The organism is Sivoneniella epilithica UHCC 1019, assembly GCF_040830845.1.
Lineage (GTDB): Bacteria > Cyanobacteriota > Cyanobacteriia > Leptolyngbyales > Leptolyngbyaceae > ULC077BIN1.
Map to the genome: position 1 here is coordinate 1 of NZ_JBFPDP010000062.1, position 24,825 is coordinate 24,825.

The following is a 24,825-nucleotide window of genomic DNA, read 5'->3' on the forward strand; positions in this document are numbered from 1 at the left end:
CCATCTTGAGGGCTGATGAATTCGGGTGCCAATGCAATCACCTGAGATTGACCCGGAGCCACAATCACGGGCAGAATCGCGCTGTGATTGTGGGTAACACGACCATTTTTATGGGTACGAGTCGAATACTGCTGGCACCCAATCTTCTGTGAACTGAAGTATTGCGTCCCGTCTAAGGTGACTAACAAATGCCCTTCCAAACATAGGTAGGGTTGCAAGTATCCCTGGTGCCTCAACGCTTGATACACCCGCTCAAACACTCCAAATACTAACGTTGCAGCGAGTTGATCCAAGATATTGCGAATTTGGGGCGTGGTTGGAATTCGTCCTAACCCGAACAGCGTTTGAGCGTTATCTTTGCCACACCGACTTTGCCTCTGACGTTGGTGCTCCAGAAATGACTCGCACTGCATGAAAAACACACGAAACGCTGCCAGGATTGCATCGCTTAGGCTGTAGCGGGTTCCATTACTGGCTTGTCGTGGATCTTCAATCCGGTTGATGGCTTGCTGTAGATAGCTCATCAAAACACCAAAACTTAAAGGCATTGGTTCCATGAAGACGCTCCTACTCAGGTGCTTCTTTATCCTCTAGCCTAATTGAGCCACATGTCAAAATCTGAATTTGGAATTGCTGGTGCTTTGAGTCGGGCAATGCAGCAACAGCGCAAACCGCGCCGCCTTGATGGAGAGCAAGAAGCCCATCTGATTGCAATCACCTGTAGTGAGGCACCCGCAGGACACGCCCGCTGGAGTCTGCGCTTGTGATCTGAACGGATGGTGGAATTAGAGTATGTCGAGAGTGTCTCGCATGAAACGATTCGGCAAACATGGTTAACCACCCCTATAGAACCCGTTTGATATCTAATTAACCGCTAATCGTTTGAGCATAAGTCGGATAAAGCAAAGATTTGCCTTTGCTGTCGCATTGTCCAGAGTTCGCTCAAAGTTTTTGACCAAGCTTTTGCAGCGTTCCATCCAAGCGTTTGAGTGTTCAACGACCCATCGAGTGGCGACGACCACAAATCCGGTTTTTCCTTGCTCCTGCTTTTGAGCCTTGATTGGTTTGGGAGCCAACTCAAACTGAATTTTGCTCATAATTTGAGGATACATCTGCTCTAGCGCGGTTGTGAGTTCGGGTCGCTCCTTGAAATAATCGATGTTATGGGTCACCATCTCAATCAAGCCTTGGTCATCCGACACATTCGCTTGGGTACAGTGGACAAAGAACGGAAATCCTAGCATCGACTGCCAAATGTCTTTTGATGCCATTAGTGGCTTGGTAGAAGCAAAATCCTTTCGATTCCACACTGGCATTACAGGTGTTCTTTACCGCTTGCGAGTCGATCAGTAGCAGCATTGTCCATTGTGTTTTTTTTTGACCTGTTCGCGCACTTGAGCGTGCAAAGCATCCCTAATTTGTTCTAGCACTCCGTCTGAGCGCCACTGCTTGTAGTGCCAGAATACCGTGGAGTAGGGAGGCAGGTCTTTGGGTAGGTCGCCCTAGTTACACCCATTCTTGAGTTGATATAGGATGCCATCTAAAATTTGTCGCTTTGTCCAAACGGGCGGTCTGGGTTGCTTCTTTTGAGGCAGCAATGGCTGGATGATCTCCCATTCTGCGTCGGTTAAGCTACTTGAATATTCCATTTACTTCAATTCTACCTCCTCATCCAAGATCCAAAATAGGCTCTATAGGCGCTTTAAATCTTCAATCAGACTAGCGAAAAAGTTGGGCGCATCCACTTGAGTTGCAATCCAGGCATTGGCGGCAGCTTTTGCGCTATGTCGATTGTCTATTATGGTCTGTCCACGAGTCCAAATACCCTGGGTTTCAATTTGCACAGTTGCCCGTTGCCAGCGGAAGGTTTCAGGGTAAAAGAGATAGCCCACTGTTGCGGCATCGTGAATTAAAAATCCGCGAACCCCTTGCGTTTCTCGATAGGCTAGGGCAGTAGAAATCATAAAATCACTCAAAACGGTGATGAACTGAGAGATCGCACTATTGGGATTTGCTTGCCTAATCGTGTGTGCCATCGCTTCGGTAAAAATCAGCGATCGCGTCACATCCAACGGCACCATCACAATATCAGTGCGGCTATTCAGCACAACTTGAGCGGCTTCTGGATGATAAGCAACATTAAATTCAGCCTGAGCCGTACTATTACCTGCACAGCCAAAGGCACCCCCCATCAGTACAATTTCTTTTGCCTGTTGCAAAATGCCGGGGTGTCGAGTTTCCGCCGTTGCTAGGTTGGTAAAAGGCGCGATCGCCAAGATGCTGATTTCTCCTGGAGCCGCGATCAAGGCATCGATCAACACTTGATCGGAATAGGGCGCTGTCTCAAACGGGCGATCCCCTGCTGGCAAAGTATGAGACAAGTTGCCCATGCCGTCGCTACCGTGAATATGGGCTGCATCTGTTGTGGCATGGGGCACCGCGATCGCTCGCCCCACTGGAACATAATCCAATCCGCCCAACTTCAAAATTTTACTGGCAGCCGCAAACGTATTTTCAGCAGAAACATTGCCTGCCGCTGTGGTCACAGCAACCAATTCAGCGAACCCCTGCTTCACTAAACTCAGCAGCCACAGCAATGCAAAAATATCATCGCCGCCCGGATCGGTATCTAAAATTATTTTGGGAACGAGTCTTTCCAAGGGAATGCAATCTATAGCAACGGATGAATATAGGTTAGGACACAACCTTGAGAAATAAGGAATAGTTGTCTTGACCTTTCCTCGTAGTGCTGTATGAGATTTAATACAACTAAACTGCCCTAATAAATTTCGATTTGAACCGCACCTAAGATGGAGCAATCGCAGCTTTGTAGGCTGCCCAACTACCATAATCGGAAATATCCAGCCAGTTATATTTTTCAACCAGTTCTTGAGGATAGAAGAATGCGATCGCAGTTTTTTCTTGCTCCAATAGCACCTCTGCGGGAGCCATATGGGGCGGTTCACTAGCACACAGATGCTCAAAATCAGCGAGCGTCATTTCATAAACCTCGCCCAAAATTGCCGCTCCATTTTCCGCCACTAAATAAAGTGCTGGATGCCATCCATTCTCGGCTGAATGCATTCGATAGATCGGTTGAGTTTTAGTTTCACAAATAAAGGTAGAAGATTGCATTCCTGCATGATCGGGCTGCCCTCGGAGAGCCGATCCACAAATGAAAACCATTTTTGTCTCTAGAGAATCTGAATCGAGATGAGCCATGCTGCTTGAAATTTCTGGATGTGCTGGCAGTTATTGTATGGGCATCGGCGACCTGCACTGCAAAAAAGTCTGCAAAATTGAATACAGCCCGTTACATTCTTTACAATGAAAGAACAAACAGATTGATTTTTGCTTGCCATAAATCTCCAGTCAGGACGTTTTTAGCAAAGCCTTGACCGATTCCTGTTATGCCCACTCTATTCACTTCTCACAGCAATGGCACAAAAAACAGACTTTGAAGTTACGAAAACGGAAGACGAATGGCGCAGCACGCTGACCCCCGAACAATTTCAGGTATTGCGGAAGCATGGTACTGAACGAGCAGGCACCAGTCCGCTTGACAAAGTGTATGAGTCGGGGACTTATGCCTGTGCAGCGTGCGGTCTACCCTTGTTTACTGGAGAGACAAAATTCAACAGTGGAACAGGGTGGCCCAGTTTCTTTGCGCCCTTGGATGACGCGATCGCAACCACTGTCGATCGCACTTTGTTTATGACCCGTACAGAAGTTCATTGCAGCCGATGTGGTGGGCATTTAGGGCATGTTTTTAACGATGGACCTGCACCCACAGGGCTACGCTATTGCATGAATGGCGTGTCTTTGCAGTTTGTGCCTAAACAAGCTTAAATTTCATATTTCACTAAAAAAGCTGAGAAGTATTTTACCTCTCAGCTTTTTTGATTAACTATCTAGCTATCTACTCTTCTGGAGGAGACGTATCAATGCCAAGATTCGCTTTGCTGTTGGAGAGATGACTCCACAACGCTGCAATTTTTTGGTAAGCCTCATCTGGCTCCATTTTGCCATTGGTTTCAAGGCTGCAAATGTAGCTAACCCGTTGAGAAAATTCCTGCAAGTTTGCATTAAACATCAAATTTTTGGGCGTGAATTGCCCACGATAGCGAGAGCGGGGAAACAGAAATTCGGTAGCTTGCATTGGATACGCCTCCTTAAAATACTCCATGTCGGAGCCGAAAATTAGGTCTATAGAGTTGAATCTCTAAGATTATGAACCTATACAGTTTAATCTTTCCTTAACCTGAAGCCCCTTTTCTTAATAATTTAGGGCAATTCTTTAACCTTTACTTAATCTAAGTTGGTTGAACCATCGTACTGATGCGATCGCCATTCATAAAACTCTCTTCAGGAAGATGCTTCACAACATTATGTAGAAGTCTGCGGCTTCGTGACCTTGCTGCCCCATCCGCTAATACTCTGTAAGTAAATATTCCCTATACTGACTAGAAATAGGCTGTAGGCGATCGCTTGCACTAAATAAATTTGATCTTCATAGCCTAGTAGCGTGTGTAGCAAAATTCCTGGAAACTGCCGCTCTGGTAGCCATTGGCTGGTATCCCACAGCAGCGGTCCCAAAATGCAAGAACTTTGACTCGCTGAAAACTTGAAACAAAGTGAGGTACTAGGATGAATTTCTGCTAATCGCGCTAATCCTATATCGATGTGTGCTAGGGCAGAAAGAACCAATCCCGCCACAATGAGTAAGAGAAAAATACCCATTGCCTGAAAAAACAGCCGCAGATTGATTTTCACGCCGAACTGAAACAGCAATACGCCAATTCCCACAGCCACAACAATTCCGGCGATCGCACCAACAATTGGAATCACGCCCTGCTGAAATTTCGCTGCAATAAACAGAACGGTTTCAAACCCTTCTCGCAGCACGGCAAAGAAGATCAGCCAAAAAATTCCCCAGTCGGCGGTTGAATCTGCCAAGGCTGAGCTAACGGTTCCTTCAATTTGTTTTTTGAGTAGACGAGATTGCTGAGTCATCCAAATCAACATCCAACTCAGCATCGCGATCGCCACTATGCTAAAAGCTCCTTCCAGCAGCGGTTTTAGTATTGGCGCATACCCTTGATTGGTTGAACCAACTGCATTGAGTCCCAGGAGAAATACACATCCTACGACTCCACTGGCAAGCAAACCCACACCCACGCCGCCATAGACCCAAGCCTTGAGGCGAGTTTGTCCAGCTTTTGCCAAATACGCCAACACAATGCCCACCACCAGCGCCGCTTCTACTCCCTCTCGTAAGGTGATTACAAAGGTCGGTAGGGCAGGCGTTAGATCAATCATCAGTTTCACTCAAACAGAACATACTTTTGATTGTAGGTTTTGTAGAGTAAACGCGTTTGATTAACCTCTTGCTGCCTTTACTAGCAATGAAATGACCTGAATTCAATATTACATTACGGGCGGGGTTGCCTCATCCACTTTTGGTGTCCAAGAGCAACCCGTGATTTGAATGTGGTGTTAGCAGTTGCAACGGGTTAGAGGTTGACCTGGAACTATTGAGTATAAAGGGGTGATAGGCGAAGAGTGATCATGGCTGGGTAGGCGCTTGATGCAACCGCTCTAGATGCTGTGCTTCTGAGGCTTGATAATTGAGGTCGGCTTCGATTTTAAATTTGTTAGGTTGTTTTGTAGTTAGATAGCGGATTAAAACATTTTAAAACATTGGTATCAAGTCCAATCATGGGTTTTCTCTACATTCATCGAACGGGCACCCTGGACGATCGCGGCTTCCATGTCTTCGAGGGTTGCGACTGCCATTTTAGATCGATGTAAAATTCCAGATAGTCTTTCTACAGGAATCGTCAGTGGAATCATTTTTAGGCGTTGCTGAATAGAAGCATGATTTTTGACTGTAGGGGTAGGTCTTGTGCCTACCCTGACGGAGATGAAGGGCAACCACAAGGGATTGCCCCTACGAATTTCATATCTCGATTCAGCAACGCCCATTTTTATATCCCCATTTGCATCAATGATGAACTCTACCTGGCTACCTTCAGAGAGTTTAAGGTAGTTCTGAATCTCTTGAGGGATGATAATTTGCCCTTGCTGGGTGATGGTTGCGCGAGTCATTGGCAACTGTCCTGAGTTGCTCTTAGCCCAATTATATTGCAGTATCAATCGCGAATCTCCCACTCCCCTCATCCCCTAAGAGAAGGCTTTTCGATCGCCCTCATCAGCCGCGCAACGAAGCTTTCTGTTGAGGCAGTGCAGCAACTTCAGCAACAGATCGATCGCCCAATAAGTCAACCAAGGGGTTTGCTGGGAGAAGACAATGAGTTGGGTGGGGCGATTCTGCATTGCAGAGGCTGTGTCAACGGGCTTGGAGTGGCAAGATTGGTAGAGATCGCCCTTTTCCGGGTCGTACCGCTATACAACTTTTTCGGCTCTAAGCTGTCCTTCGACTCGTTCATACTCATCTTCGAGCAACCAAAGCCTTGCTTCTGAGTAGGAAAAACCTTTAAACACAACCTGGTAGTTTTGGGCAGGATCGTAAATGCAGCAGTTTTGTTGATCGTCGCATAGCAAGATCAGAACATAGGGGGGTGCAGCAGTTGGGTCGATCCAAAGCTCTGTGAATGTCCAATTATCGGCTAGGTCGAGTGCGGGGGATAAGCATGATACTTGTCTCCTTGTACCTTCATTTCTCCATAATAAAGGGGAGTTCTGTCCCCATCTACATCGAGCCTGTAACCGATCGCTTCGTCGAAATAGAGTCCGTAGCGGTCATGTCCGCGAATTGTGCCTGTGAACTCTCCATTTTGAACAATCGCTTCTGCAACCCTTGCGAGTGTGGCTTGATCGTTGAAAACATGAACGCTTCCCTCGCGTTGAAGTAGTTTTTGCATTTATGGGGTATCAGGAAGATGCTTGGCAATATGCCGCACATCAAGTATTAAGGGACGATCAATTCTACTCATTTGCTCAAAGTAGCACAGCGATCGCTCCCTGGTTCTAAACCGCGATCGCACTACAAGATCGGCGCGCGATCGCACTACAAGATCGGCAAGATCGGCGATCGCTATTACGAGGAAGAACGCGAGTTGAGCCGCTCAAAATCTGTCTAAAATAGGGTTTCAAAAGGCGAGTTGAGAGGATTGTGGTGTGAATCGCGAAGCTTGCCGAAGGTATCGCTATAATGCTGAAATATCAACCCAAATGCGGGCAGACCGATGAAAACTAATATTGAGATTGATCCGATGTTGATCCAAGAAGCGTTGACTTTGGGCGAACATCAAACAGAGAAGATAGTGATTGAAGCAGCTTTGCAGGAATATATTCAGCGGCGTAAACAATTGAAAGTTTTGGAACTTTTTGGCACGATCGACTACGATCCAGACTATGACTATAAGCAACAACGGCGGCAAGCATGAAGGTTGTTGTTGATACTTCTGTCTGGTCGTTGGCTCTGCGGCGAAATCGAATCCTGGAGGAGTCACCCCAAATTTTGAGGCTGCGTGAGTTGATTGCCGATGACAGAGTTGCTCTGTTGGGAGTGATTCGACAAGAAGTGCTGTCAGGAATTCGAGAGGTCGAACAATTTGTTCGTTTGAGAGAGTATTTACGAGCATTTCCTAACCTTGAATTGGCGATCGCAGATGATGAATTAGCTGCTGAGTTTTACAATACTTGCCGTCGCAATGGGATTCAGGGAAGCAACACAGACTTTTTGATCTGTGCAGTTGCTCACCGTCGTGGTTACGACATTTTGACGACAGATGGTGACTTTTTGCTGTCTGGTGAATATCTTCCAATTACTTTATGGCAGTAATTTTTGCATCATTGGCAACGCGATCGCGCCTTTTGTCTCTACCCTTACCCATCCTAGAAGACCTCAGCGAAGCGTTACTCAATTTCACTACACTGGCTGATTTGGAAGCTTGGCTAGAGGCACACTCGATGACTGAAAACGATCGCCCATAAACGCGATCGCGAATCTCCTACTCCCCTTATCACCCATCCACTCATCTACTCATCTACTCCCTCACCTTTCAGTGGCAGGATTAGCAGACGAAGAGAGGATGTGTTTGAGCATGGGATTAGGGTGTGTTGACGAGGTATTTTTCGAGGTCATCCAGGATCAGTTCAGCCGCGATCGGGGTTCTGGCTCGCCAAATATCAGGATCAATGTAATAAACTCGATTTCTCTGTACCACTGATAGCTTTGACCAAAGTGGGCTTTTCTGCAAACGTTTTAAGTCTCTCTCCCCGGTTTCTCTCCCCCCATATACAGCTACAAACATGACATCTCCATCGACTAAATCTAATCGCTCCTCTGAAAACGTAAATCCTGCTGTTGAACCCGAAGGATCGCTTTGTGATGCTGGTCTTTTCAGACCTACATCATTTAGAACTGATCCTGCAAATGACCTTTCGCTGAGGATGCCACCGCAACAAAAGAAGATAAATGAGATGGTTTTATCTTTGTAGGTATCTCCCAGTTTAGCTTTTAGCTCTGCCACTCGTTGATCATAATGTTGCCAAACTTGTTCTGCTTCTTGCTCACGATTGAGCGTTTTGGCAATGAAATTAAAATATTGCTTCCAATTGTCATCACTCACATTGCCACCAATCCAGTCATAAAAAATCGTGGGAGCAAGCGTCGAAAGTTGAGGATAAATCGCTCGATGATGATGTTGCCAGCCCACCATCACATCAGGCTTTAGTAGGGTCAATTTCTCTATGCTGGGACTTGATCCTACTCCTAGTGAAGTTATTCCTTCTACCTGATCTTGCAAATAGCTAGGAAATCGATCGGCGTAGTCATACACACTGGCTATAGGCTCAACACCAAGAGCAATCGCATCACCCAGCGCGGCAGGATTCAGAGCCACGACACGCTGAGGATTTTTAGCGACACATGTTTCTCCCATACTGTGCTGAACAATGCGACAATCACTGGCTGGCTGAAACAGGTTTCTGGATCTATCGATGTGGCTTGAATGACAAGCAACAGTTAACAGGCAAACCATAACTCCCAGCAACACACGACGAATGAGATGATTCAGTAGCTTACTCATGAACACCGACCTAAAACTGCCATGAAATTGTGCCTTGTACTGTGAAAGGCTCACCATAGGAGACGCGATTACGACTGAAAGCCCCATCAAAGTAGTTCACATCAAAGAGATTTCTGATGTTAAGCGCAGCCCTAAACCGCTCTTGCTTGTAAAAAACTGCTAAATCAGTTGTTAGATAACTGGGTAAATCAAAGGAGTTGGCGTTATCAATGGGACGATCTCCCACATAAAACAGTCCCAATCCAACCCCTAAACCTTGCAAATTTCCCCGTTGAATTTCATAGGTTGTCCACAAGCTAGCCGTGTGAGGAGTCGTCCGTTGAAAGCGTTTGCCCACTTCAGCAGGATTATTGCTTTGAGTGACGCGAGAATCATTATAGGCATAGCCCGCAAAGATATTCCATCCTGGTAAAATTTCGCCTGCAATATTTAGCTCAGCTCCTTGACTATTTTGCTCCCCGGTCTGAACTGAGAAATTTGGATTAACCGGATCGGGAGTCAAGCCATTTGTTCGTGTGATGTCATAAAAAGCAAGGGTTGTCGTCAATCGTGGACTTATATCTGCCTTTACACCAATTTCGTACTGAGTGCCTCTGCTAGGCTGAAAAGGAGTATTGGTGGCAGATAAACCAATCGTTGGCTCAAAGGATTGAGCAAAATTAGCATAGAGCGAGATCGGTGGAATCGGTTGGTAGACAATCCCCACACGCGGGCTAAAAGCATCGCCCGATTGAACGGGAGAGGAGCTACCAAAATCTCCTGTTTGAGTAAAGGCATCAAAGCGTCCTGTCAGGAGCAGCCTGAGATTATCTGCCAGGATAAGTTGATCTTGCAAGAGAATACCTAGCTCATCAGTCGTAATGTTTGTTGTAGTCGTAAGACCGCGAGTGCCGAGCGGTCGCCCATAGATCGGATTAAAAATGTCAATGGCTGGCACACCCAACCTACCTGTATTCCTTGGATCATAGGTATTCCTGCCCAAATCCAAGCCAAACAACAACTCATGCTTGACAGAACCCGTTGAGAATTTACCAACAACATTCGTTTGCGATCGATATTCGCGATATTGCTCAACAATGTCAGTAGTACTTCTAGGCAAGGTGCGATTGTCTGCTCCCAAAGCTCCCGGTCCGACAAATAAAATGTTTGTATCTAGACCGTCATAGCGAAATTTAGCATTGAATGACCATTCCTCACTAAAACGATGATTCAGCGAAGCCGTAATTCTGAACTGAGTGTTATCTTCAAAGCCTTCATTAATATTGCGATTACGGGGAATTTGACCATTGGGATTAGGCAAAACCGTTCCCACCGCAGGCAAACCTGTTGGAGATCTATCATTGCTTAGATTTTTATAAACACTTTCAATGCTGAGGGTCGTATTTTCCCCTAAAGTGGCACTGATCGCAGGAGCAATGACCAGGTTTCGTAAATTATTGCCCTCTAGAAATGAGCTTTGACTGCGATAGGAGGTATTCAGGCGATACAATACCTTCTTTTCTGGATCGAGAGGACCCGATAGGTCTAGCTCACCTCGGTAGAAACTGTAACTTCCAAAGGTGGCTTCAACAAAATAATAAGGATCGCGTAGCGGTTGTTTGGTGACATAATTCACCGTGCCTCCAGGTGATAGAGAACCAAACAGAACCGCATTCGGACCTTGAATCACCTCAATGCGGTCAATTCCCGTGAGGTCTGGTCCAATGTTCGCACCAACGCCATTAAAGACGCGATTGACAAAGCCATCGAGAGAGGTCGAACTGAAAAAGCCTCTGACTAGAATTCTGGGGGCATTGAAGTTAGCAGGAGCAGCATTGCGGACACTGGGGGCATTCCGCAACGCAGTGACCACATCAGCCCGCTGATCTCGTAACACCTGTTGAGGAATCACTTGAATCGACTGAGGCGTATCCCGGAGTGCTGCATTCGTTCTTAATATGGTGCTAGAAGTGTTCGCCCGATAGCCCTGTTGTCCTGCCCCTGTCACCACAATTTCCTCATCCGGTTCTTCCCCCTCCGGGTTGAGGCTATATGCCAACCCTCCTGCTTTCAGCGTCACCTCGGTTTTGGGTAGCGCATTATTTCCCGCCACACTCACCCGAATGTTACCCGATCGCTGTTCTACCTGCACCGTCGCAATATCCGCCGTTGGGTTGTCTGCTACAAACGTCTGTTCCTGGGGCAACGCCAGCGTCGCATTGGGAATCTCGGCAATCAGGCTATTTCCCTCAGCGCGGAACTTGCTGGCATCGATCGTCAGCGGTTTCCCCTCCGCCGTCTCCAACACGATATCGAGTCCGGTTTCGGTGCGTTCCAGTTTCACCCCCGTCACTTGCACCTGAGCCGCTTCCATCTGAGCGATCCAGTCTTTGACCGTGGTGGCAGGTTTCTTCAAGTCACGCACCCGATCCACCCCCCTCATTCCCCCCTTAGTAAGGGAGGATGCCGCAGGCAGGGGGGATCGTTCCTCCGCTTTCCCATCCGTTACCACACCAACGATCGCCCCACCAACCGACACCCACAAGCCCAACTGCACCAATGCCCACTGTCTACCGCTCATACCGCTGCCTCACACACATCAAATCAAAAAGCTCTATTGCAAACCTTTCTTAATTGCAATAATCAGCAGTGTAGAGCAGTCATGATTCCGTATCTATGCCCAAAACGGCTTTTTCTGATCCCAAAACGGCTATTTGTAGCTTTGGTCATACCATTTTGGATTTTAGATTTGCGGTTTTGGATTGTGGAAGCCTGATGCAGTCAGACTTTTCATCAAGCATCTGCCACGTCTCCTGTTTAAATCGGTGTCAGAACACCTAGGACTAGTCGAATTGCCCAAAAGCCGATTCTGGGAGGCGTTCCAACTCGCCTTATTCGACTGAGCGCTCACGCCGAAGTCTGCCACGTTGCACATGGCGACGGCTATATCATCAACAGTTTTGCCAGCATGTTGGTTTCGTGCTGCTGCCAGGAATTCTAAAATGTTTGCAGATCGTTGATTAGGTACTTCTGGCAAAACAATGAAGTGGTACTTCCGGTAAAATGAGGCTACTCGCCCCCCTCCCGCCTTCACCCCTACCCTCAATTCCTGCCGACACAGGCACCCGGAGTTATGCCAAACTGGCGCTTAAATGTATCGGCAAAGTGTCCTAAATGGGCATATCCCACTGTGCGAGCCACTTCTGTCACGGTACATTCCCCCGTCTGGAGCAACTCTTGTGCTCGGTGCAGCCGTTGACGGGTCAGGTATTCCAGCGGTGTCAACCCAAACAATACCTGGAAGCCTCGCCGCAGGGTGCGCTCACTCACCCCTACCTGTCGCGCCACTTCTGAAAGTAACGGCGAATGTTCTAGATTTTGGGTCAAGATTTCTCGCGCATAATGCAACCGAGCGATCGTATCAGGTTTGAGTTTGGGTGTAGATAAGTTCCCTGCCTGGTCTGCCGTGAGTAAATCAATCTGCATCGCCAACAATTCCCACACCTTCGCTTGCAGATACATCCGCCGTGCCGCGCCTTGATAGGGTGGATTCCAGATTTGCAGAGCTAGCGATCGCATCGCGTTGGTTTGTTTAGGATAAAACGACGCTTTCCAGTCCTGCCCTTTACACAACAGCGATCGGGTAATGGACTGAACCTGTTCTTCTCCCAGCCACTGATCCAACCGCTCCGGCTCCAGTTCCACATTCACAACCAGCATTCGCTGCCCACCATACCAATGCTCCGCATAACTGGGCGAGATGCCACTCCCGGAAAAGTACGCCCGTCCGTTGCCTAATGTAGGATGGGCACCCTTCGCATCCAGCACACCCGACAGAAACACCCCAAGCTGAATCGGATGATCATGGGCAGCCACCTGCACCACCCAATCCCGCTCACACTGCCAATCGGTGAGGCTCAAAAACAGTCCTGGTGCTAAATCGATCGCACGACTACAGCCGTTTCCCAAGCGGGATGGCAAGGAACTCAGGGTTTCAAAATCATCGAACCCATAAGTGGCTGAAGTTGTCGATTCCCATAAATCATTCCAGTCAGACTGAGTGAAGGTCAGCGTCATGATACAGCACTAGAAAAGACAATTAATTGCGATAAGTTTGCAGTAATCTTATCGCAATTCTAGGCTTACGTCTTTACTCCCGACTGCACACGCCAGAGATTGTCATACAGTCCCTTGCTCGTTAATAGTTCCTCATGGGTTCCCGATTCCACTAACTGTCCTTGATCCATCACATAGATACAGTCCGCATTACGAATGGTAGAAAGACGATGGGCGATCGCAATCGTCGTGCGATTTTGCGTAATCACCTGAAGCGATTTTTGGATGGCTGCCTCTGTTTCGTTATCGACCGCAGACGTGGCTTCATCTAGGATCAAAATCGGTGGATCTTTAAGAATGGCGCGGGCGATCGCCAGTCGTTGGCGTTGTCCTCCCGATAACTTTTGTCCTCGTTCACCCACGATCGTGTCGTATTTCTGGGGCAATTGCTCAATAAATTCATGGGCTTCAGATAACTTAGCGGCATGAATGACTTGATCTAGACTCGCATTAAAGCTGCCATAGGCAATATTTTCAGCAACAGTTCCATGAAATAGAAATACATCCTGACTGACCCAACCAATACAACGCCGCAGATCATACAAATTCAACGTGCGAATATCAATCCCATCAATCGATATACATCCCTCTTGGATTTCATAAAAGCGAAGTAAAAGTTTCACTAACGTACTTTTTCCAGACCCAGTTGCACCGACAATGCCGATTGTCTTTCCCGCTGGAATATGCAGTGATAAATGAGTCAATACAGGTGGACGATTCTCTTGCAGAGAGGATGTGCCAATGCCATAGGCAAAAGTGATCGCATCCAGTTCCACTTCACCTCGTACTGCATCTAGAGATAGAGCGCGATCGCCCGTGGGAATAGTGATCGGCGTGTCGAGTAAGCCCATCACTCGATTAACGGAAGCCATTGCCCGGAGATATTCATCCATAATTTGGCTCAAGCTTGCAAAGGGCCACAGCAACATTTGCACAATGAACACGAGAAAGCCGTAAATTCCTACTGAAAGTTGATTGTTGAGTACGGCAACTCCACCAAAAAACAAGGTGGCAATAAATCCAGCCACGATCGCAAATCGAATCACCGGAAAGAAGGCAGCAGATAGTGCGATCGCTCTAGCATTACTGCGGCGATAGGCTTCACTTTCCATCAACACGCGATCGCGCTCGTAAGCTTCTGCCGTAAAGCTTTTGATCGTGGCAATGCCCGTTAGATTATTGGTTAACCGACTGCTAATCAAACCGCTCTTTTCGCGCACATCGGCATACCGGGGAGCCAACCGATTTTGAAAGATCCAGGCACCCCAAAAGATAATCGGAATGGGCAGTATAGAAATTAATGCCACCTGGGGAGCTAACACCATAAATGCCCCTCCCACTGCAAATACTGTAGTCAGAAATTGCAGAATTTCCGCTGCTCCAGAGTTGAGAAAATGCTCCAACTGATTGATATCGTCGTTCAAAATCGACAGCAATAATCCCGTGCTGCGGTCTTCAAAATAGCTCAACTCCAATTCTTGTAAGTGGCTGTATGCCTCAATTCGGAGTTCATGTTGCAGGGTTTGAGCTAGGTTGCGCCACTGGCGATCGTATAAAAACTCAAACAGCGACTCCAATCCCCAAATCAACAAAGTTAAAAAGGACAATACCCCAAGCTGTGTCACGCTATCTGTGACTCCAAATCGAGCAAGCAATGAATCTTCTCGCTCCACCACTACATCAACCGCAACCCCAATCAGAAATGATGGAGCCAGATCACAGAGTTTGTTGAGAATGGTGCAAATGACCGCAAACCAAACTTGCGATCGATAGTTTTTAGCGTACTGTAATAATCGGAGAAAAGGATGCACGATGGAAAAAGAGAAACGTTAGGATTTAGGCAATAACCGCCCTAGTGTAGAGAAGTGAACGGTGCCCTGTCTATCCCAAAAACGGCAAAAGATCCCTAAACGGACAGGATCAGAGTTTAAATGATCTTTTCCCATCCCCCTAGTCGCCCTTTATTCCCTTAACAAGTATTTTTCGAGATTCGTATTAGAAGTATCATTGCCCATCGCTTGCACACTTTAGCGAAATCTGATCAAATTTTGATTCTGGAGCAAGGTCGCATGTTGGAGTATGGCGATCGCTCAACGTTGATTAGCCAATTTGATTCCCATTTCGCCCAACTACTTCACCCAACTACTTCATAAGCAGGAAGAATCTGATTAAGATAAGAGCTTGGTCTTTTTATTGATAAACTTTCTTATGTCTAGGCTATCTGCTCTTACTACTCAAAACTTAACCCTTTCCTACGAACAGACGGCGATCGTCCGCAATCTATCCCTATCCATTCCACCAGGACAAATGACAGCGCTAGTCGGTGCAAATGGATGTGGCAAATCAACCCTACTCAAGGGCTTGGCACGATTACTCAAACCCACCAATGGCGCTGTCTATCTGGATGGTAAATCTATCTTTTCTCAACCGACAAAAGCTGTGGCTCAACAGTTGGGAATGCTCCCGCAAAGCCCGATCGCTCCCGAAGGGTTAACGGTGAAAGATTTAGTTGTCCAAGGGCGGTATCCCTATCAAAACTGGATGCAGCAATGGTCAACTCAAGATGAACAACAGGTGCAACAAGCATTAGAAATTACTGGCTTGGTGGAAATGAGCGATCGCCCCCTGGATACGCTGTCTGGTGGACAACGCCAACGCGCCTGGATTGCGATGACCCTTGCCCAAGATACAGACCTATCATTACTGGATGAGCCAACCACTTTTCTCGATCTAGCCCATCAAATTGAAATCCTAGACTTACTCTACAGCTTGAATCAGAATCAAGGGCGAACTGTAGTGATGGTATTGCATGACTTAAATCATGCTTGTCGATATGCAGATTATTTGATCGCGATGAAGTCAGGCAAGGTGTTTGCTGCTGGCGAACCGCGATCGCTGATAACGGAAGAGTTAGTTAGAGAGGTTTTCGACTTGGAATGTCGCATTTATCCTGACCCCATTACAGGTACGCCAATGTGTATTCCTCTTAAACAAAAACGCACTCATACCAATCTAATAAAAGGGCGTATAGAGTAGAGAACTCCCCTATCCTCTTGATCGTAGGGAATCAGCGGAAAAAGAGCGATTGCCCTATTCCCCAGTTGATAGACCTCTTGCACTTCCTGCAACAGCAAATCTAACGTGTAGCGATCGCCACCCGGCATGGAACACTCAGTCATTGCGTCTAAGAAGTTAAATCAGTGGCTTAAACAGGAGGATGGTTCTGTCCGAGTGGTCGCGTCAAAATTCCTTGGGACGGGCTGAACAGCAATGCCAACAAAAACAAGCTGGAGGACACCAACACGATCGCCGGACCTGACGGTAAATTCTGATAGTAGCTAAGGTAGACCCCGGAAATACTGGCGATCGCGCCTAAAATGCTTCCCACAATCATCATCTGATGTAGTTCTTTGACCAGCAAATAGGCAGTCAATGCTGGACCAACCAGTAGAGAGATCACCAAAATCACGCCCACCGCCTGCATACTGGCAATGATAGTCAACGTGATGGCTGCCATAAAACCAAAGTAAAGCGTGTTAATTGGTAAGCCGATCGCCTGAGCGCCCGTTTTGTCAAAGGTATAGAACAATAATTCCTTGTAAAACAGTTTGACCATTAGCAGAATCAAAGCAGCAATGATAAAGGTTCGCTGAATGTCGTGGGGTGTTACGCCCAAAATATCGCCAAACAGAAAACTATCGAGATCGAGCTTGTTCTCCAGCACAGTAATCAGTGTGACCCCCAGGGCAAAAAAAGTCGAAAAGGTCAGCGCCATCGCTGCATCGACCTTGACTCGGGTCTGTGAGCGAATCCAGGCAATCAGGAAAGCGCCCAAAATGCCAGAGCCAAAGGCACCGATGAGAATATCAATCCCGAAGAAGAAAGAGATGGATAACCCTGGTAGAACGCAGTGGGCGATGACATCCCCTAACAACGCCATGCGCTGCACAATCAAGTAGCTGCCGACTACGGGACATAGAATGCCAACTAACACGCCAATGGCGATCGCGTTTCGCATGAATTCGTAATTGAGGGGATCTAGGAGGAAATTGAGCATGGGTGGATGAGAATTCAACAAAAGAACGTTGTCTCCAAGTCTTGATGGAGTGAATTTCCCAAATGGGTGCCGTAAGCTTGACGCAGATTTTCGGGAGTCATCACCTGTTGCGGTGAACCATCAGCAATCAGGCATTGATTGAGTAACAGCAAGCGATCGAGTTGATTGAGCGACTGCCCCCATTCATGAGTGCTGAGGAGGAGAATTTTACCCTGCGATCGCAACTCCTCAAACACTTCTAGCATAATGGCTTCGGTGTTTTTATCCACCCCTGTAAAGGGTTCATCAAACAAGAATAAATCGGCTTGTTGCGCCAAGGCACGAGCCAGAAACACCCGCTGCTGCTGTCCGCCAGAGAGTTGACCAATGCGGCGATCGCGCAGATTGAGCATCTCCACCCGTGCCAATGCCGCTTTCACGATTTCCTTGGCTGCCCGACCCGGACTGCGGAACCAGCCTAACTGACGAGTCCGCGCCATCATCACCACGTTCCAGACCGTGATCGGGTAATCCCAATCAATGTGCGATCGCTGTGGGATATATGCCACCCGCTCTAACTGCTGGTGCAGCGGACAGGTGCAATAGTGAACCACACCACCCGCCGTAGGCACCAAGCCTAGCAACGCTTTGAGCAGTGTGCTTTTGCCTGCTCCATTGGGCCCAATGATGCCGACCAGTTGACCTGGACTGACCTGAAAACTCACCGACTCCAGTCCGCACACACCTCGATAATTGACAGCAAGCTGCTGAACCTCTAACATGAAAACCTGGAATGAGAACGGTTATCATTATAGACCTATCAAAGGGATTCAGAGATTAAACATGCCTATTCAGCGCCATCAAACCTGGGGAAGTTCGCTGCTTGCTCTGACTGTCGGCATCCTCAGTGCCTGTGCCCCATCTACGCCCACCAGCCAAACCAGCCCAGCCGCTCCTACCAATACCGCTGCGACCCGTACCAATCTGAAAGTGATTGCCACCAACAGTGTTTTATGTGATTTAACCAAAACTATTGCTGCCGAGACGATCGACCTGACGTGCCTAGTCAAAGCGGGTACTGACCCCCACGTTTATGAGCCGACTCCTAGCGATCGCAAAGCGATCGAAGATGCCCAGCTTGTGCTGTACTCTGGTTACGACTTTGAACCCAGCTTGATCAAGCTGATCAAAGCCTCCTCAAATCCCGCAACCAAAGTTGCAGTCGGTGAGGTGGCGGTTCCCAAGCCTCTGATCGGTGAGCATGAGCATGAACATGGTGTAGAACATACTGAGGGCGAAAAGCAAGCAGAAGCAGAAGAACCTGACCCGCATATTTGGCACGATGCCCAGAATGGGATTCAAATGGTGAAGGTGATTCAAGTCAATCTGACGAAAGCTGCCCCGGCAAATGCGGATCTCTATGCCAAAAATGCTGGAGCTTTGACCGCAGAACTGACTCAGGTGGATGGCTGGATTCAGTCTCAGATCGCTACCATTCCAGCCGCTTCGCGCAAACTGGTGACCACCCACGATGCTCTGGGATATTACTCTGCGGCTTATGGCATTCCGGTTGAAGGAGCATTGCAGGGCATCAGCACTGATGAAAAGCCCACTGCTTCACGGGTGAAAGAATTGACGGAGGCGATTAAAGCCGATCGCGTACCGACCATTTTTGCGGAAGTGTCTGCCAATCCTAAGCTGATTGAAACGGTCGCAAAAGAGGCGAATGTGAAACTGTCAGATCGAGAATTGTTTGCTGATGGTCTAGGGGAAGCAGGCAGTGAGGGTGAGACTTACCCGAAAATGCTGATTGCGAATACACGGGCGATCGTTCAAGGGTTGGGCGGTCAATATGCTGCCTTTCAGCCAAAGTAGTTTACTTCCCTAAGTAACAGTGGCAATCTGGCTTCTCGATTAACGCTTCCACTAGCGCATTGGGCATTGCTGAATGCAGACATGATTTTCATTGGTAGGGGTAGCGCCTTGTGCCTACCCTTGCTGGGATAAGGGCAATCCCTTGTGTTTGCCCCTACGAATTTCATATCTAGATTCAGCAACAATGCCAGACTGCATCAACTGACGCTTTGCAGCCGGGGCGTGACTAAAGCCGATCGGCATTCCCATCACAAGCGCGGGTTGAAAAATACCTTCTGGCTGCGGCATCAATCCCAATGGGTGATAGTGCCGCACCCTGCGGAATGTGATATCGCTGCCAACCGCATTCGTTAGTTCTTTGATGGTGAGAGGAGGCATCATTATAAATCTGGCTCAATTCCAGCGGTACGTAGTTGAGCGACTAGCCGCTCGGTTCGTTGGCGTTCCTGCTCGGTTCGTTGGCGTTCTTGCTCAACTTGTTCTGTGCCCCACAGGAGTAAGTTTCCCTGCTCATCCCACCAGCGCAGCCAGTAACCATCCCGGTTTTCCCGCATACCCTGCCAGACTCCCAAAAAAAGCTGCATTTCGGGTATCCAGAAACGATTCTGCTGATTCGTAGATTCCAAGTGATACCGCTTTTCGTCTGTGAGGCGGTAGAACTCTAGAATTCAATCTGCTGGCTCAAAAATGCCATAGTTGGGGACTTGCAGAATCTGCTCATAGTAGAAGAATTTTCCGGGCGGGTAAGTTTCCTTGACGGAGTATTCGCTGCCGTCTGTGTTGGATAAAAATTCCAGCACTAGGGTTGGAATGTCGCCTTGAAGTTGGGGGGTATAGCTACGCACCACTTCTGAGCGCGGCACGGTATATAGTTGGAATATAGGGCTGGTTAATGGTATCCACTGGGTCATTGGGCAACCGAAAATCATCTGGCAGCTTTTCCCAAGAGATGAGGTAGTCAGGAGAGTTGACTAGCATGAGAAGTGGCTCGTGGGTAGTGAACAGTCTTTATCCTATCGCAGTCTGATCGCGTCAATGCTTGACATTAACAGTGATATCAAGGCTTAGCGTGGGAGAGTTCTCTAACTCACGGCTCATGTTTGAGTCATCGCGGCTCTCCCAAGCGAGTGTTTATCTCTTTCCTGAGTTAGATAAACTACTGCACCAGGTACGAAGCGCGCTCACTAGGGTTTCTGGATCAACGGGTTTTGAAATATGCTGCTGAAATCCAGCGGCGATCGCCCGTTTTTGCTCGTATTCTCCAGCATAGGCAGTCAGGGCGATCGCTGGAATGTACGTTCCTTGCTCAATCGCTCGAATGTGTTGGAGCAGCATATAGCCATCCATCTCCGGCATTCCAATATCACTCACAATCAAATCGGGAATAGATTTCTCAATAGATTCTTCAAACGCCTGCAATGCTTCAATTCCAGATGAGATGCTGGTGACGATCGCGCCTGCTTGCTCTAACACAAACGTCACAACCTCTCGTGAATCTGTTTCGTCATCCACCACTAGAATACGGATGCCGTTCAAGTCGCTCATGGCAGGTGAGGATGCTTTTGCAGAGGGCAATTCGTTGGGATGAGACGCTAGGGGGAGTTGGACAGTGAATGTAGTCCCTTGCCCGTCTCCAGGGCTGTCTACAAAAATCTGACCGCCGTGCATTTCCACGATTTGACGAGCGATCGCCAAGCCCAACCCTAAGCCACCAAATTTACGAGTCGTTGCGCCATCTTCCTGACGGAAATGCTCAAAGACATAGGGCAAAAATTCGGGTTTAATTCCTTTACCCGTATCGCTGACGGCAATTTGAGCATCGGTTGCAGTTTGAGTGAGCGCGATGGTGACTTGTCCTCCAGACTGTGTAAATTTCACAGCATTGGATAGAAGATTCCAGACTACTTGTTGCAATCGTCCGGCATCCCCTAGCACCGCGCCAACGTCTGGTGAAATTGCGACTTGAATTTGTAGCGATTTGGCTTCAGCAGCAAGATAAACGGTTTCCAAAGCGGCTGAGATCACTGCACTGAGATCGACAGGCAGGGTGTTGAGGCTAAGCTTACCCCGCAAGATGCGGGAGACATCGAGCAGATCGTCAATTAACTGCACCTGGATTTGAGCGTTGCGATCGATGGTGGCAAGGGCAATTTTTGTTTTTGTCGAGTCGAGGTTGCCTTGCTGTAATAGCTTTGACCAACCCAAAATCGGGTTCAATGGCGATCGCAACTCATGGGACAGCACCGCCAAAAACTCATCTTTGATCTGGTTTGCCCGTTGGAGTTGGTCTGCCTGTTGCTGAATCGAGTTGAGGAGGTGGGTGCGCTCTAGGGCGATCGCCATTTGATCACAAACAGATTGCAGTAGGCTGGCTTCGTCTGGGGTGAAGTGGGTGCGAGTGCGGCTGGCAAAGCAGAGCGTTCCGAGGAGTCGCCCCTGCACAATCAAAGGTTGTCCGGCGTAAGCGGTCACTCTCAGCGATCGATAGAGTTGTGCCTGGGGATGGAGGGCAATCTGGTCGTGATCCAGCACAATTTGCTGCTGCTCCTGTGCCACTAAACCACACAGACTTTGCCCGAACTCTAGCCACTCGATCGCCTGTGCTTCGTCTGCTTCCAGCCCTTGATAGTTCTTGAGATGCAGCGTCGAGCGATCGCGTAGCGTTTGCTTTGCAAAATCGTCTCTTTCCTCCACCATGTAGTTAAAGTAGTAGTCGAGTTCTAGCTGAGTTGAGAGATTGCGGAACAGGTTGTGCATCAGCGTCAACGGTTGCTCTGTGGCGAGGAGGTCGCTGGTGGTGTCATAGAGGGTCTGGAAGCGTTCCTCGGCTTGTCGCTGACTCGTTTCGTCTCGCATAATTTTGATGTAACCATGCAGCATGTTGTCTCCATTCCGCAGAGGCATGACAAAACTCGTGCCCCAAAAACGACTACCATTTTTGCGAACATGCCAGCGTCTATTTTCTGCTTGTCCTTCGGTTTGGGCGAGGTGCATCTCTCGCTCAGCTTTGCCCTGGGCGTTATCTTCGGGGGTGAAAATAATCTGACCACTTTGTCCTAAAATTTCGGCTTCCGTATATCCTACTAATCCTTGGGCACCGGAATTCCAGCTTGTAATCCGACCCTCCAGATCCAGGGTGAAGATGGCATACTCGCGAGCGCTTTCAATCATCAACTTGAGGCGAGACTCACTTTCACGCAGGGATTCTTCGATGCGCTTGCGATCGCTGATGTCATAAGAAACCGATAGGGCTGCTTCTACGTTTCCCTGGTCGTTGTAGAGGGGCGTACCGTGGGTGATGTAGTCGCGATCGTGACTGCGATGCTCCAGGCTATAGTGTTCCCCCGCCAGCGCTTGACGGTAGTAAGACTCGTATTGGGTTGCCAGATCGGGATCAATGGCTTCCCAAAGCGTTTTACCCACCAGATCCTCAGAGGTGAAGCCTGCATTCCTTAAGGCTTCACCCTCGGCTAACAGATAGCGCAACTCATGATCCACAATGAACGCTGCTCCGTTCGGCAAGTTGGCGGCGACTTTGCGGAGGCGGGTTTCGCTTTGCTGTAAGGCGGCTTCTGCCTGTTGGCGATCGCGGCGTTCTTGAGCCTCTCGCAATGCCCGTTGCACAGAAAACACCAATCGCCCCAGCCGTTGTTTCAACACATAATCGGTGGCTCCCCGTTTCAACGCTTCGATCGCTAATTCTTCTCCCATGCTGGCAGAGACGAAAATGAAGGGAATATCGGGACGTAGGTTACGGGCAATTTCCAACGCTGAGGCACCATCAAAAGCAGGCAGGGCATAGTCTGCCAAAATTAGATCAAACTCGTTGGTTTCCAGGGCGCTAATGAAGCTAGAGCGAGTGTCTACCCGGCACAGTTCACAGTCAACACCGCCATCCAGCAGCGTCACTCCAATCATTTCGGCATCCAGTGGATTGTCTTCTAGCAAGAGAAACCGTAGCCTCATTCCTATCCTCCCTGGTTTGGTAATGAAAAATAGATGGTTGCGTCCTGATCGATCGCGCCCTCTGCTCAGGTGCGTCCGCCATGCCGATGAATAATCCGCCGCACGTTTGCCAATCCCATCCCCGTTCCGGCAAATTGCTCTTGGGAATGCAACCGTTGGAAACCGTTGGAAAATGTTGAATAGGCGATCGCGGTATTTCATATCAAACCCTGCGCCATTGTCTTGCACAAAGAATACTGTTTCCTGTGCGTGATTACTACTCCCAATGGTAATAACTGCTTCAGAGCGATCGCGGGTGTATTTAATCGCTTTGGAAAGTAAATTTTGCCAAACCAGCCGCAGCATTGCCGGATCACCCTGCACCTCTGGCAGAGGTGCAATTTGCCACCGCAGCGATCGTCCCACCATCTCTGGTTGCAACTGTTGCTGCACTTGTTGCACCAGGATGTTCATTTGCACCGTTGTCCAGCGCAGTTCTGCCCGTCCCATCTTGGAAAACTCCAGCAAGTCATCCACCATTGCCCCTGCCCGTAGAGCCGATTGCAAAATGATGTTCAAAAAGCGCTGACTGGCTGCATCTGACCTACATCCGTAAACCTTGCTGCTTGATGTCGTCACTGTATCCTTGAGGCGAGTTGTACGCATCAATGAATTGACAACGACAACTGACACAGATGTAATTTTGCTTACCCCTTCTCTTACCGTTCTTACGGACGTGAGGGGATTGACATTCTGGACATTGCATCAAAACTGACCCTGGTTCATCCCTCCATGATGCAATGCCAGATTAAGATTTACCCTTCTCCAGAGTTGGAATATAACAAAATCTTGATTTTCCCTAGGTATCCTGTTAATAGGTCATTGATGGCACACTTTCACTTTTGAAATAAATTCTTAATATATTGAACGGATCGAGACTCTAAAAAATTCGCTTTGAGTAGATAGATAATTAGATCAAACTCAACCCCATCAAATTTGTTAGCGGTTTACAGTAGCGATTTAAATAGTGATGCTTAGTGACTGAAATCAATTAACTCATGCAAAATTAATGAGATTAAATCTCATTAATCTGGTAAACTGCTTTTCAAGGTTTATTGAGAACAAACTCACTAAAACCTCGCTTTTTTGATTCTGATTAGAATTTCTGCATTTTCAATGTTCATCCTTGCGATCGCTGGTAGCAACTCTTTTGAGCCACGGCTGGCGATCGTGATCCATCGTCATAAACGAGGAAAAAACCAATGCAAAACAATGCCATGCAGACCTATGGCGACCCTGACGTTAAGTATGATTGGTGGGCTGGTAATGCCCGCTTTGCAGATTTGTCAGGCTTATTTATTGCTGCCCATGTTGCCCAAGCCGCGTTGATTACGTTTTGGGCAGGCTCATTTACCCTGTTTGAAATTTCTCAGTTTGATGCCGCTCGTCCCATGGGGGAACAAGGGCTAATTCTATTGCCTCATCTGGCAACATTGGGCTTGGGTGTGGGTGATGGCGGCAAGGCGATCGATACTTACCCATTCTTTGTGGTTGGCGTTGTTCATCTGATTTCGTCAGCCGTTTTAGGTGCCGGAGCGCTATTTCACACATTTAGAGCGCCCGAAAATCTCAAAGATGCCTCTGGTCAAGCCCGCAAGTTTCACTTTGACTGGAACGATCATGCCAAGCTTGGGCTAATCCTAGGACATCACTTGCTGTTTTTGGGAGCAGGTGCATTATTGCTAGTAGGCTGTCAACTTTATTTTGGTGGATAGATGGGAGAGAATAGAGCGGCAGCTACCTCTGAACCAATCATGC

At 48.1% G+C, this 24,825-nt stretch carries 30 protein-coding genes and 1 pseudogene; 10 read left to right on the forward strand and 21 right to left on the reverse strand.

Annotated elements, in window-relative coordinates; all coding sequences use genetic code 11:
* Window positions 1-557: pseudogene (locus AB3R30_RS23835) on the reverse strand (ISNCY family transposase); the annotation flags it as partial.
* Between the two features lie 51 nt (window positions 558-608).
* Here AB3R30_RS23835 and AB3R30_RS23840 point away from each other — a divergent pair.
* Window positions 609-767 carry a hypothetical protein gene (locus tag AB3R30_RS23840; RefSeq protein ID WP_458651709.1) on the forward strand — a complete coding sequence of 53 codons (159 nt, stop codon included), beginning with the start codon at window positions 609-611 and terminating at the stop codon, window positions 765-767.
* A 96-nt stretch (window positions 768-863) separates the two neighbouring features.
* Here the strand turns inward: AB3R30_RS23840 and AB3R30_RS23845 are convergent, their stop codons facing one another.
* The 4 genes from AB3R30_RS23845 to AB3R30_RS23860 form a co-directional block, all read right to left on the reverse strand.
* Window positions 864-1,271 carry a transposase gene (locus AB3R30_RS23845; protein ID WP_458651710.1) on the reverse strand — a complete coding sequence of 136 codons (408 nt, stop codon included), beginning with the start codon at window positions 1,269-1,271 and terminating at the stop codon, window positions 864-866.
* 231 nt (window positions 1,272-1,502) lie between these two features.
* Window positions 1,503-1,649 carry a transposase gene (locus tag AB3R30_RS23850; protein ID WP_458651711.1) on the reverse strand — a complete coding sequence of 49 codons (147 nt, stop codon included), beginning with the start codon at window positions 1,647-1,649 and terminating at the stop codon, window positions 1,503-1,505.
* Window positions 1,650-1,691: 42 nt separating this feature from the next.
* Window positions 1,692-2,660 carry a nucleoside hydrolase gene (locus tag AB3R30_RS23855; protein ID WP_458651712.1) on the reverse strand — a complete coding sequence of 323 codons (969 nt, stop codon included), beginning with the start codon at window positions 2,658-2,660 and terminating at the stop codon, window positions 1,692-1,694.
* Between the two features lie 145 nt (window positions 2,661-2,805).
* Window positions 2,806-3,186 (reverse strand): allophanate hydrolase-related protein, encoded by a 381-nt coding sequence (locus AB3R30_RS23860; protein ID WP_458651713.1) that lies wholly within the window; start codon window positions 3,184-3,186, stop codon window positions 2,806-2,808.
* 252 nt (window positions 3,187-3,438) lie between these two features.
* Here AB3R30_RS23860 and msrB point away from each other — a divergent pair, with 252 nt between their 5' ends.
* A complete protein-coding gene (msrB, locus tag AB3R30_RS23865) occupies window positions 3,439-3,849 on the forward strand; it encodes a peptide-methionine (R)-S-oxide reductase MsrB (RefSeq protein ID WP_458651714.1) in 411 nt (136 codons plus the stop codon).
* A gap of 70 nt (window positions 3,850-3,919) precedes the next feature.
* Here the strand turns inward: msrB and AB3R30_RS23870 are convergent, their stop codons facing one another.
* The 3 genes from AB3R30_RS23870 to AB3R30_RS23880 all read right to left on the reverse strand — a co-directional run bounded on the left by AB3R30_RS23870 (window position 3,920) and on the right by AB3R30_RS23880 (window position 6,108).
* The gene (locus tag AB3R30_RS23870) at window positions 3,920-4,159 is read right to left on the reverse strand and encodes a DUF7219 family protein (RefSeq protein ID WP_458651715.1); all 240 of its coding nucleotides are present in this window, start codon (window positions 4,157-4,159) and stop codon (window positions 3,920-3,922) included.
* 227 nt (window positions 4,160-4,386) lie between these two features.
* The gene (locus tag AB3R30_RS23875) at window positions 4,387-5,319 is read right to left on the reverse strand and encodes an FTR1 family iron permease (protein WP_458651716.1); all 933 of its coding nucleotides are present in this window, start codon (window positions 5,317-5,319) and stop codon (window positions 4,387-4,389) included.
* Between the two features lie 387 nt (window positions 5,320-5,706).
* A complete protein-coding gene (locus tag AB3R30_RS23880) occupies window positions 5,707-6,108 on the reverse strand; it encodes an AbrB/MazE/SpoVT family DNA-binding domain-containing protein (protein WP_458651717.1) in 402 nt (133 codons plus the stop codon).
* A gap of 36 nt (window positions 6,109-6,144) precedes the next feature.
* Here AB3R30_RS23880 and AB3R30_RS23885 point away from each other — a divergent pair, with 36 nt between their 5' ends.
* Complete coding sequence (locus AB3R30_RS23885) at window positions 6,145-6,483, forward strand: hypothetical protein (protein WP_458651718.1); 339 nt, start codon at window positions 6,145-6,147, stop codon at window positions 6,481-6,483.
* Between the two features lie 146 nt (window positions 6,484-6,629).
* Here AB3R30_RS23885 and AB3R30_RS23890 read toward each other — a convergent pair whose 3' ends face one another.
* Window positions 6,630-6,884: a DUF6972 family protein gene (locus AB3R30_RS23890; RefSeq protein WP_458651719.1), complete on the reverse strand. Its 255-nt coding sequence runs from the start codon at window positions 6,882-6,884 to the stop codon at window positions 6,630-6,632.
* 72 nt (window positions 6,885-6,956) lie between these two features.
* On the opposite strand from AB3R30_RS23890, the gene AB3R30_RS23895 reads away from it, so the two are divergent.
* From AB3R30_RS23895 to AB3R30_RS23910, 4 genes are all read left to right on the forward strand, one after another.
* Window positions 6,957-7,103 carry a hypothetical protein gene (locus AB3R30_RS23895; RefSeq protein ID WP_458651720.1) on the forward strand — a complete coding sequence of 49 codons (147 nt, stop codon included), beginning with the start codon at window positions 6,957-6,959 and terminating at the stop codon, window positions 7,101-7,103.
* A gap of 105 nt (window positions 7,104-7,208) precedes the next feature.
* Window positions 7,209-7,409 (forward strand): type II toxin-antitoxin system VapB family antitoxin, encoded by a 201-nt coding sequence (locus tag AB3R30_RS23900; protein ID WP_458651721.1) that lies wholly within the window; start codon window positions 7,209-7,211, stop codon window positions 7,407-7,409.
* Window positions 7,406-7,807, forward strand: a complete 402-nt coding sequence (vapC, locus tag AB3R30_RS23905) for a type II toxin-antitoxin system VapC family toxin (RefSeq protein ID WP_458651722.1) — start codon at window positions 7,406-7,408, stop codon at window positions 7,805-7,807. The genes AB3R30_RS23900 and vapC overlap by 4 nt, the downstream gene beginning before the upstream one ends.
* The gene (locus AB3R30_RS23910; RefSeq protein ID WP_458651723.1) at window positions 7,798-7,959 is read left to right on the forward strand and encodes a DUF4351 domain-containing protein; all 162 of its coding nucleotides are present in this window, start codon (window positions 7,798-7,800) and stop codon (window positions 7,957-7,959) included. Before vapC ends, AB3R30_RS23910 begins: the two co-directional genes overlap by 10 nt.
* Window positions 7,960-8,075: 116 nt before the next feature.
* Here the strand turns inward: AB3R30_RS23910 and AB3R30_RS23915 are convergent, their stop codons facing one another.
* From AB3R30_RS23915 to AB3R30_RS23930, 4 genes are all read right to left on the reverse strand, one after another.
* On the reverse strand, window positions 8,076-9,056 hold the full coding sequence (locus AB3R30_RS23915; RefSeq protein ID WP_458651724.1) for an ABC transporter substrate-binding protein: 981 nt from the start codon (window positions 9,054-9,056) through the stop codon (window positions 8,076-8,078).
* A 10-nt stretch (window positions 9,057-9,066) separates the two neighbouring features.
* Entirely contained in the window at window positions 9,067-11,616 is a 2,550-nt protein-coding gene (locus AB3R30_RS23920; RefSeq protein ID WP_458651725.1) for a TonB-dependent siderophore receptor, read from the reverse strand.
* A gap of 521 nt (window positions 11,617-12,137) precedes the next feature.
* Window positions 12,138-13,112, reverse strand: a complete 975-nt coding sequence (locus AB3R30_RS23925) for a helix-turn-helix transcriptional regulator (protein WP_458651726.1) — start codon at window positions 13,110-13,112, stop codon at window positions 12,138-12,140.
* Between the two features lie 65 nt (window positions 13,113-13,177).
* Window positions 13,178-14,962: an ABC transporter ATP-binding protein gene (locus AB3R30_RS23930; RefSeq protein WP_458651727.1), complete on the reverse strand. Its 1,785-nt coding sequence runs from the start codon at window positions 14,960-14,962 to the stop codon at window positions 13,178-13,180.
* A 397-nt stretch (window positions 14,963-15,359) separates the two neighbouring features.
* On the opposite strand from AB3R30_RS23930, the gene AB3R30_RS23935 reads away from it, so the two are divergent.
* Window positions 15,360-16,187: an ABC transporter ATP-binding protein gene (locus AB3R30_RS23935; RefSeq protein ID WP_458651728.1), complete on the forward strand. Its 828-nt coding sequence runs from the start codon at window positions 15,360-15,362 to the stop codon at window positions 16,185-16,187.
* Here the strand turns inward: AB3R30_RS23935 and AB3R30_RS23940 are convergent.
* From AB3R30_RS23940 to AB3R30_RS23950, 3 genes are read right to left on the reverse strand one after another with little or no spacing between them, the layout of a single operon-like run.
* Entirely contained in the window at window positions 16,154-16,330 is a 177-nt protein-coding gene (locus AB3R30_RS23940; protein WP_458651729.1) for a hypothetical protein, read from the reverse strand. The genes AB3R30_RS23935 and AB3R30_RS23940 overlap by 34 nt on opposite strands.
* 26 nt (window positions 16,331-16,356) lie before the next feature.
* Window positions 16,357-17,208 (reverse strand): metal ABC transporter permease, encoded by an 852-nt coding sequence (locus tag AB3R30_RS23945; RefSeq protein WP_458651730.1) that lies wholly within the window; start codon window positions 17,206-17,208, stop codon window positions 16,357-16,359.
* 14 nt (window positions 17,209-17,222) lie between these two features.
* Window positions 17,223-17,969 (reverse strand): metal ABC transporter ATP-binding protein, encoded by a 747-nt coding sequence (locus AB3R30_RS23950; protein WP_458651731.1) that lies wholly within the window; start codon window positions 17,967-17,969, stop codon window positions 17,223-17,225.
* Window positions 17,970-18,030: 61 nt separating this feature from the next.
* Between AB3R30_RS23950 and AB3R30_RS23955 the strand changes: the two genes are divergently transcribed.
* Window positions 18,031-19,062 (forward strand): metal ABC transporter solute-binding protein, Zn/Mn family, encoded by a 1,032-nt coding sequence (locus AB3R30_RS23955; protein WP_458651732.1) that lies wholly within the window; start codon window positions 18,031-18,033, stop codon window positions 19,060-19,062.
* 114 nt (window positions 19,063-19,176) lie between these two features.
* Here the strand turns inward: AB3R30_RS23955 and AB3R30_RS23960 are convergent, their stop codons facing one another.
* From AB3R30_RS23960 to AB3R30_RS23980, 5 genes are all read right to left on the reverse strand, one after another.
* Entirely contained in the window at window positions 19,177-19,443 is a 267-nt protein-coding gene (locus AB3R30_RS23960) for a precorrin-8X methylmutase (protein ID WP_458651733.1), read from the reverse strand.
* The gene (locus tag AB3R30_RS23965; protein WP_458651734.1) at window positions 19,443-19,646 is read right to left on the reverse strand and encodes a hypothetical protein; all 204 of its coding nucleotides are present in this window, start codon (window positions 19,644-19,646) and stop codon (window positions 19,443-19,445) included. Before AB3R30_RS23965 ends, AB3R30_RS23960 begins: the two co-directional genes overlap by 1 nt.
* A gap of 84 nt (window positions 19,647-19,730) precedes the next feature.
* Window positions 19,731-19,973 carry a hypothetical protein gene (locus AB3R30_RS23970; protein ID WP_458651735.1) on the reverse strand — a complete coding sequence of 81 codons (243 nt, stop codon included), beginning with the start codon at window positions 19,971-19,973 and terminating at the stop codon, window positions 19,731-19,733.
* 220 nt (window positions 19,974-20,193) lie between these two features.
* Window positions 20,194-23,673, reverse strand: a complete 3,480-nt coding sequence (locus AB3R30_RS23975) for an ATP-binding protein (RefSeq protein WP_458651736.1) — start codon at window positions 23,671-23,673, stop codon at window positions 20,194-20,196.
* On the reverse strand, window positions 23,612-23,773 hold the full coding sequence (locus AB3R30_RS23980; protein WP_458651737.1) for an IS1/IS1595 family N-terminal zinc-binding domain-containing protein: 162 nt from the start codon (window positions 23,771-23,773) through the stop codon (window positions 23,612-23,614). The genes AB3R30_RS23975 and AB3R30_RS23980 overlap by 62 nt, the downstream gene beginning before the upstream one ends.
* Before the next feature lie 496 nt (window positions 23,774-24,269).
* On the opposite strand from AB3R30_RS23980, the gene AB3R30_RS23985 reads away from it, so the two are divergent.
* Window positions 24,270-24,782 (forward strand): hypothetical protein, encoded by a 513-nt coding sequence (locus AB3R30_RS23985; RefSeq protein ID WP_458651738.1) that lies wholly within the window; start codon window positions 24,270-24,272, stop codon window positions 24,780-24,782.
* Window positions 24,783-24,825 lie beyond the last annotated feature (43 nt).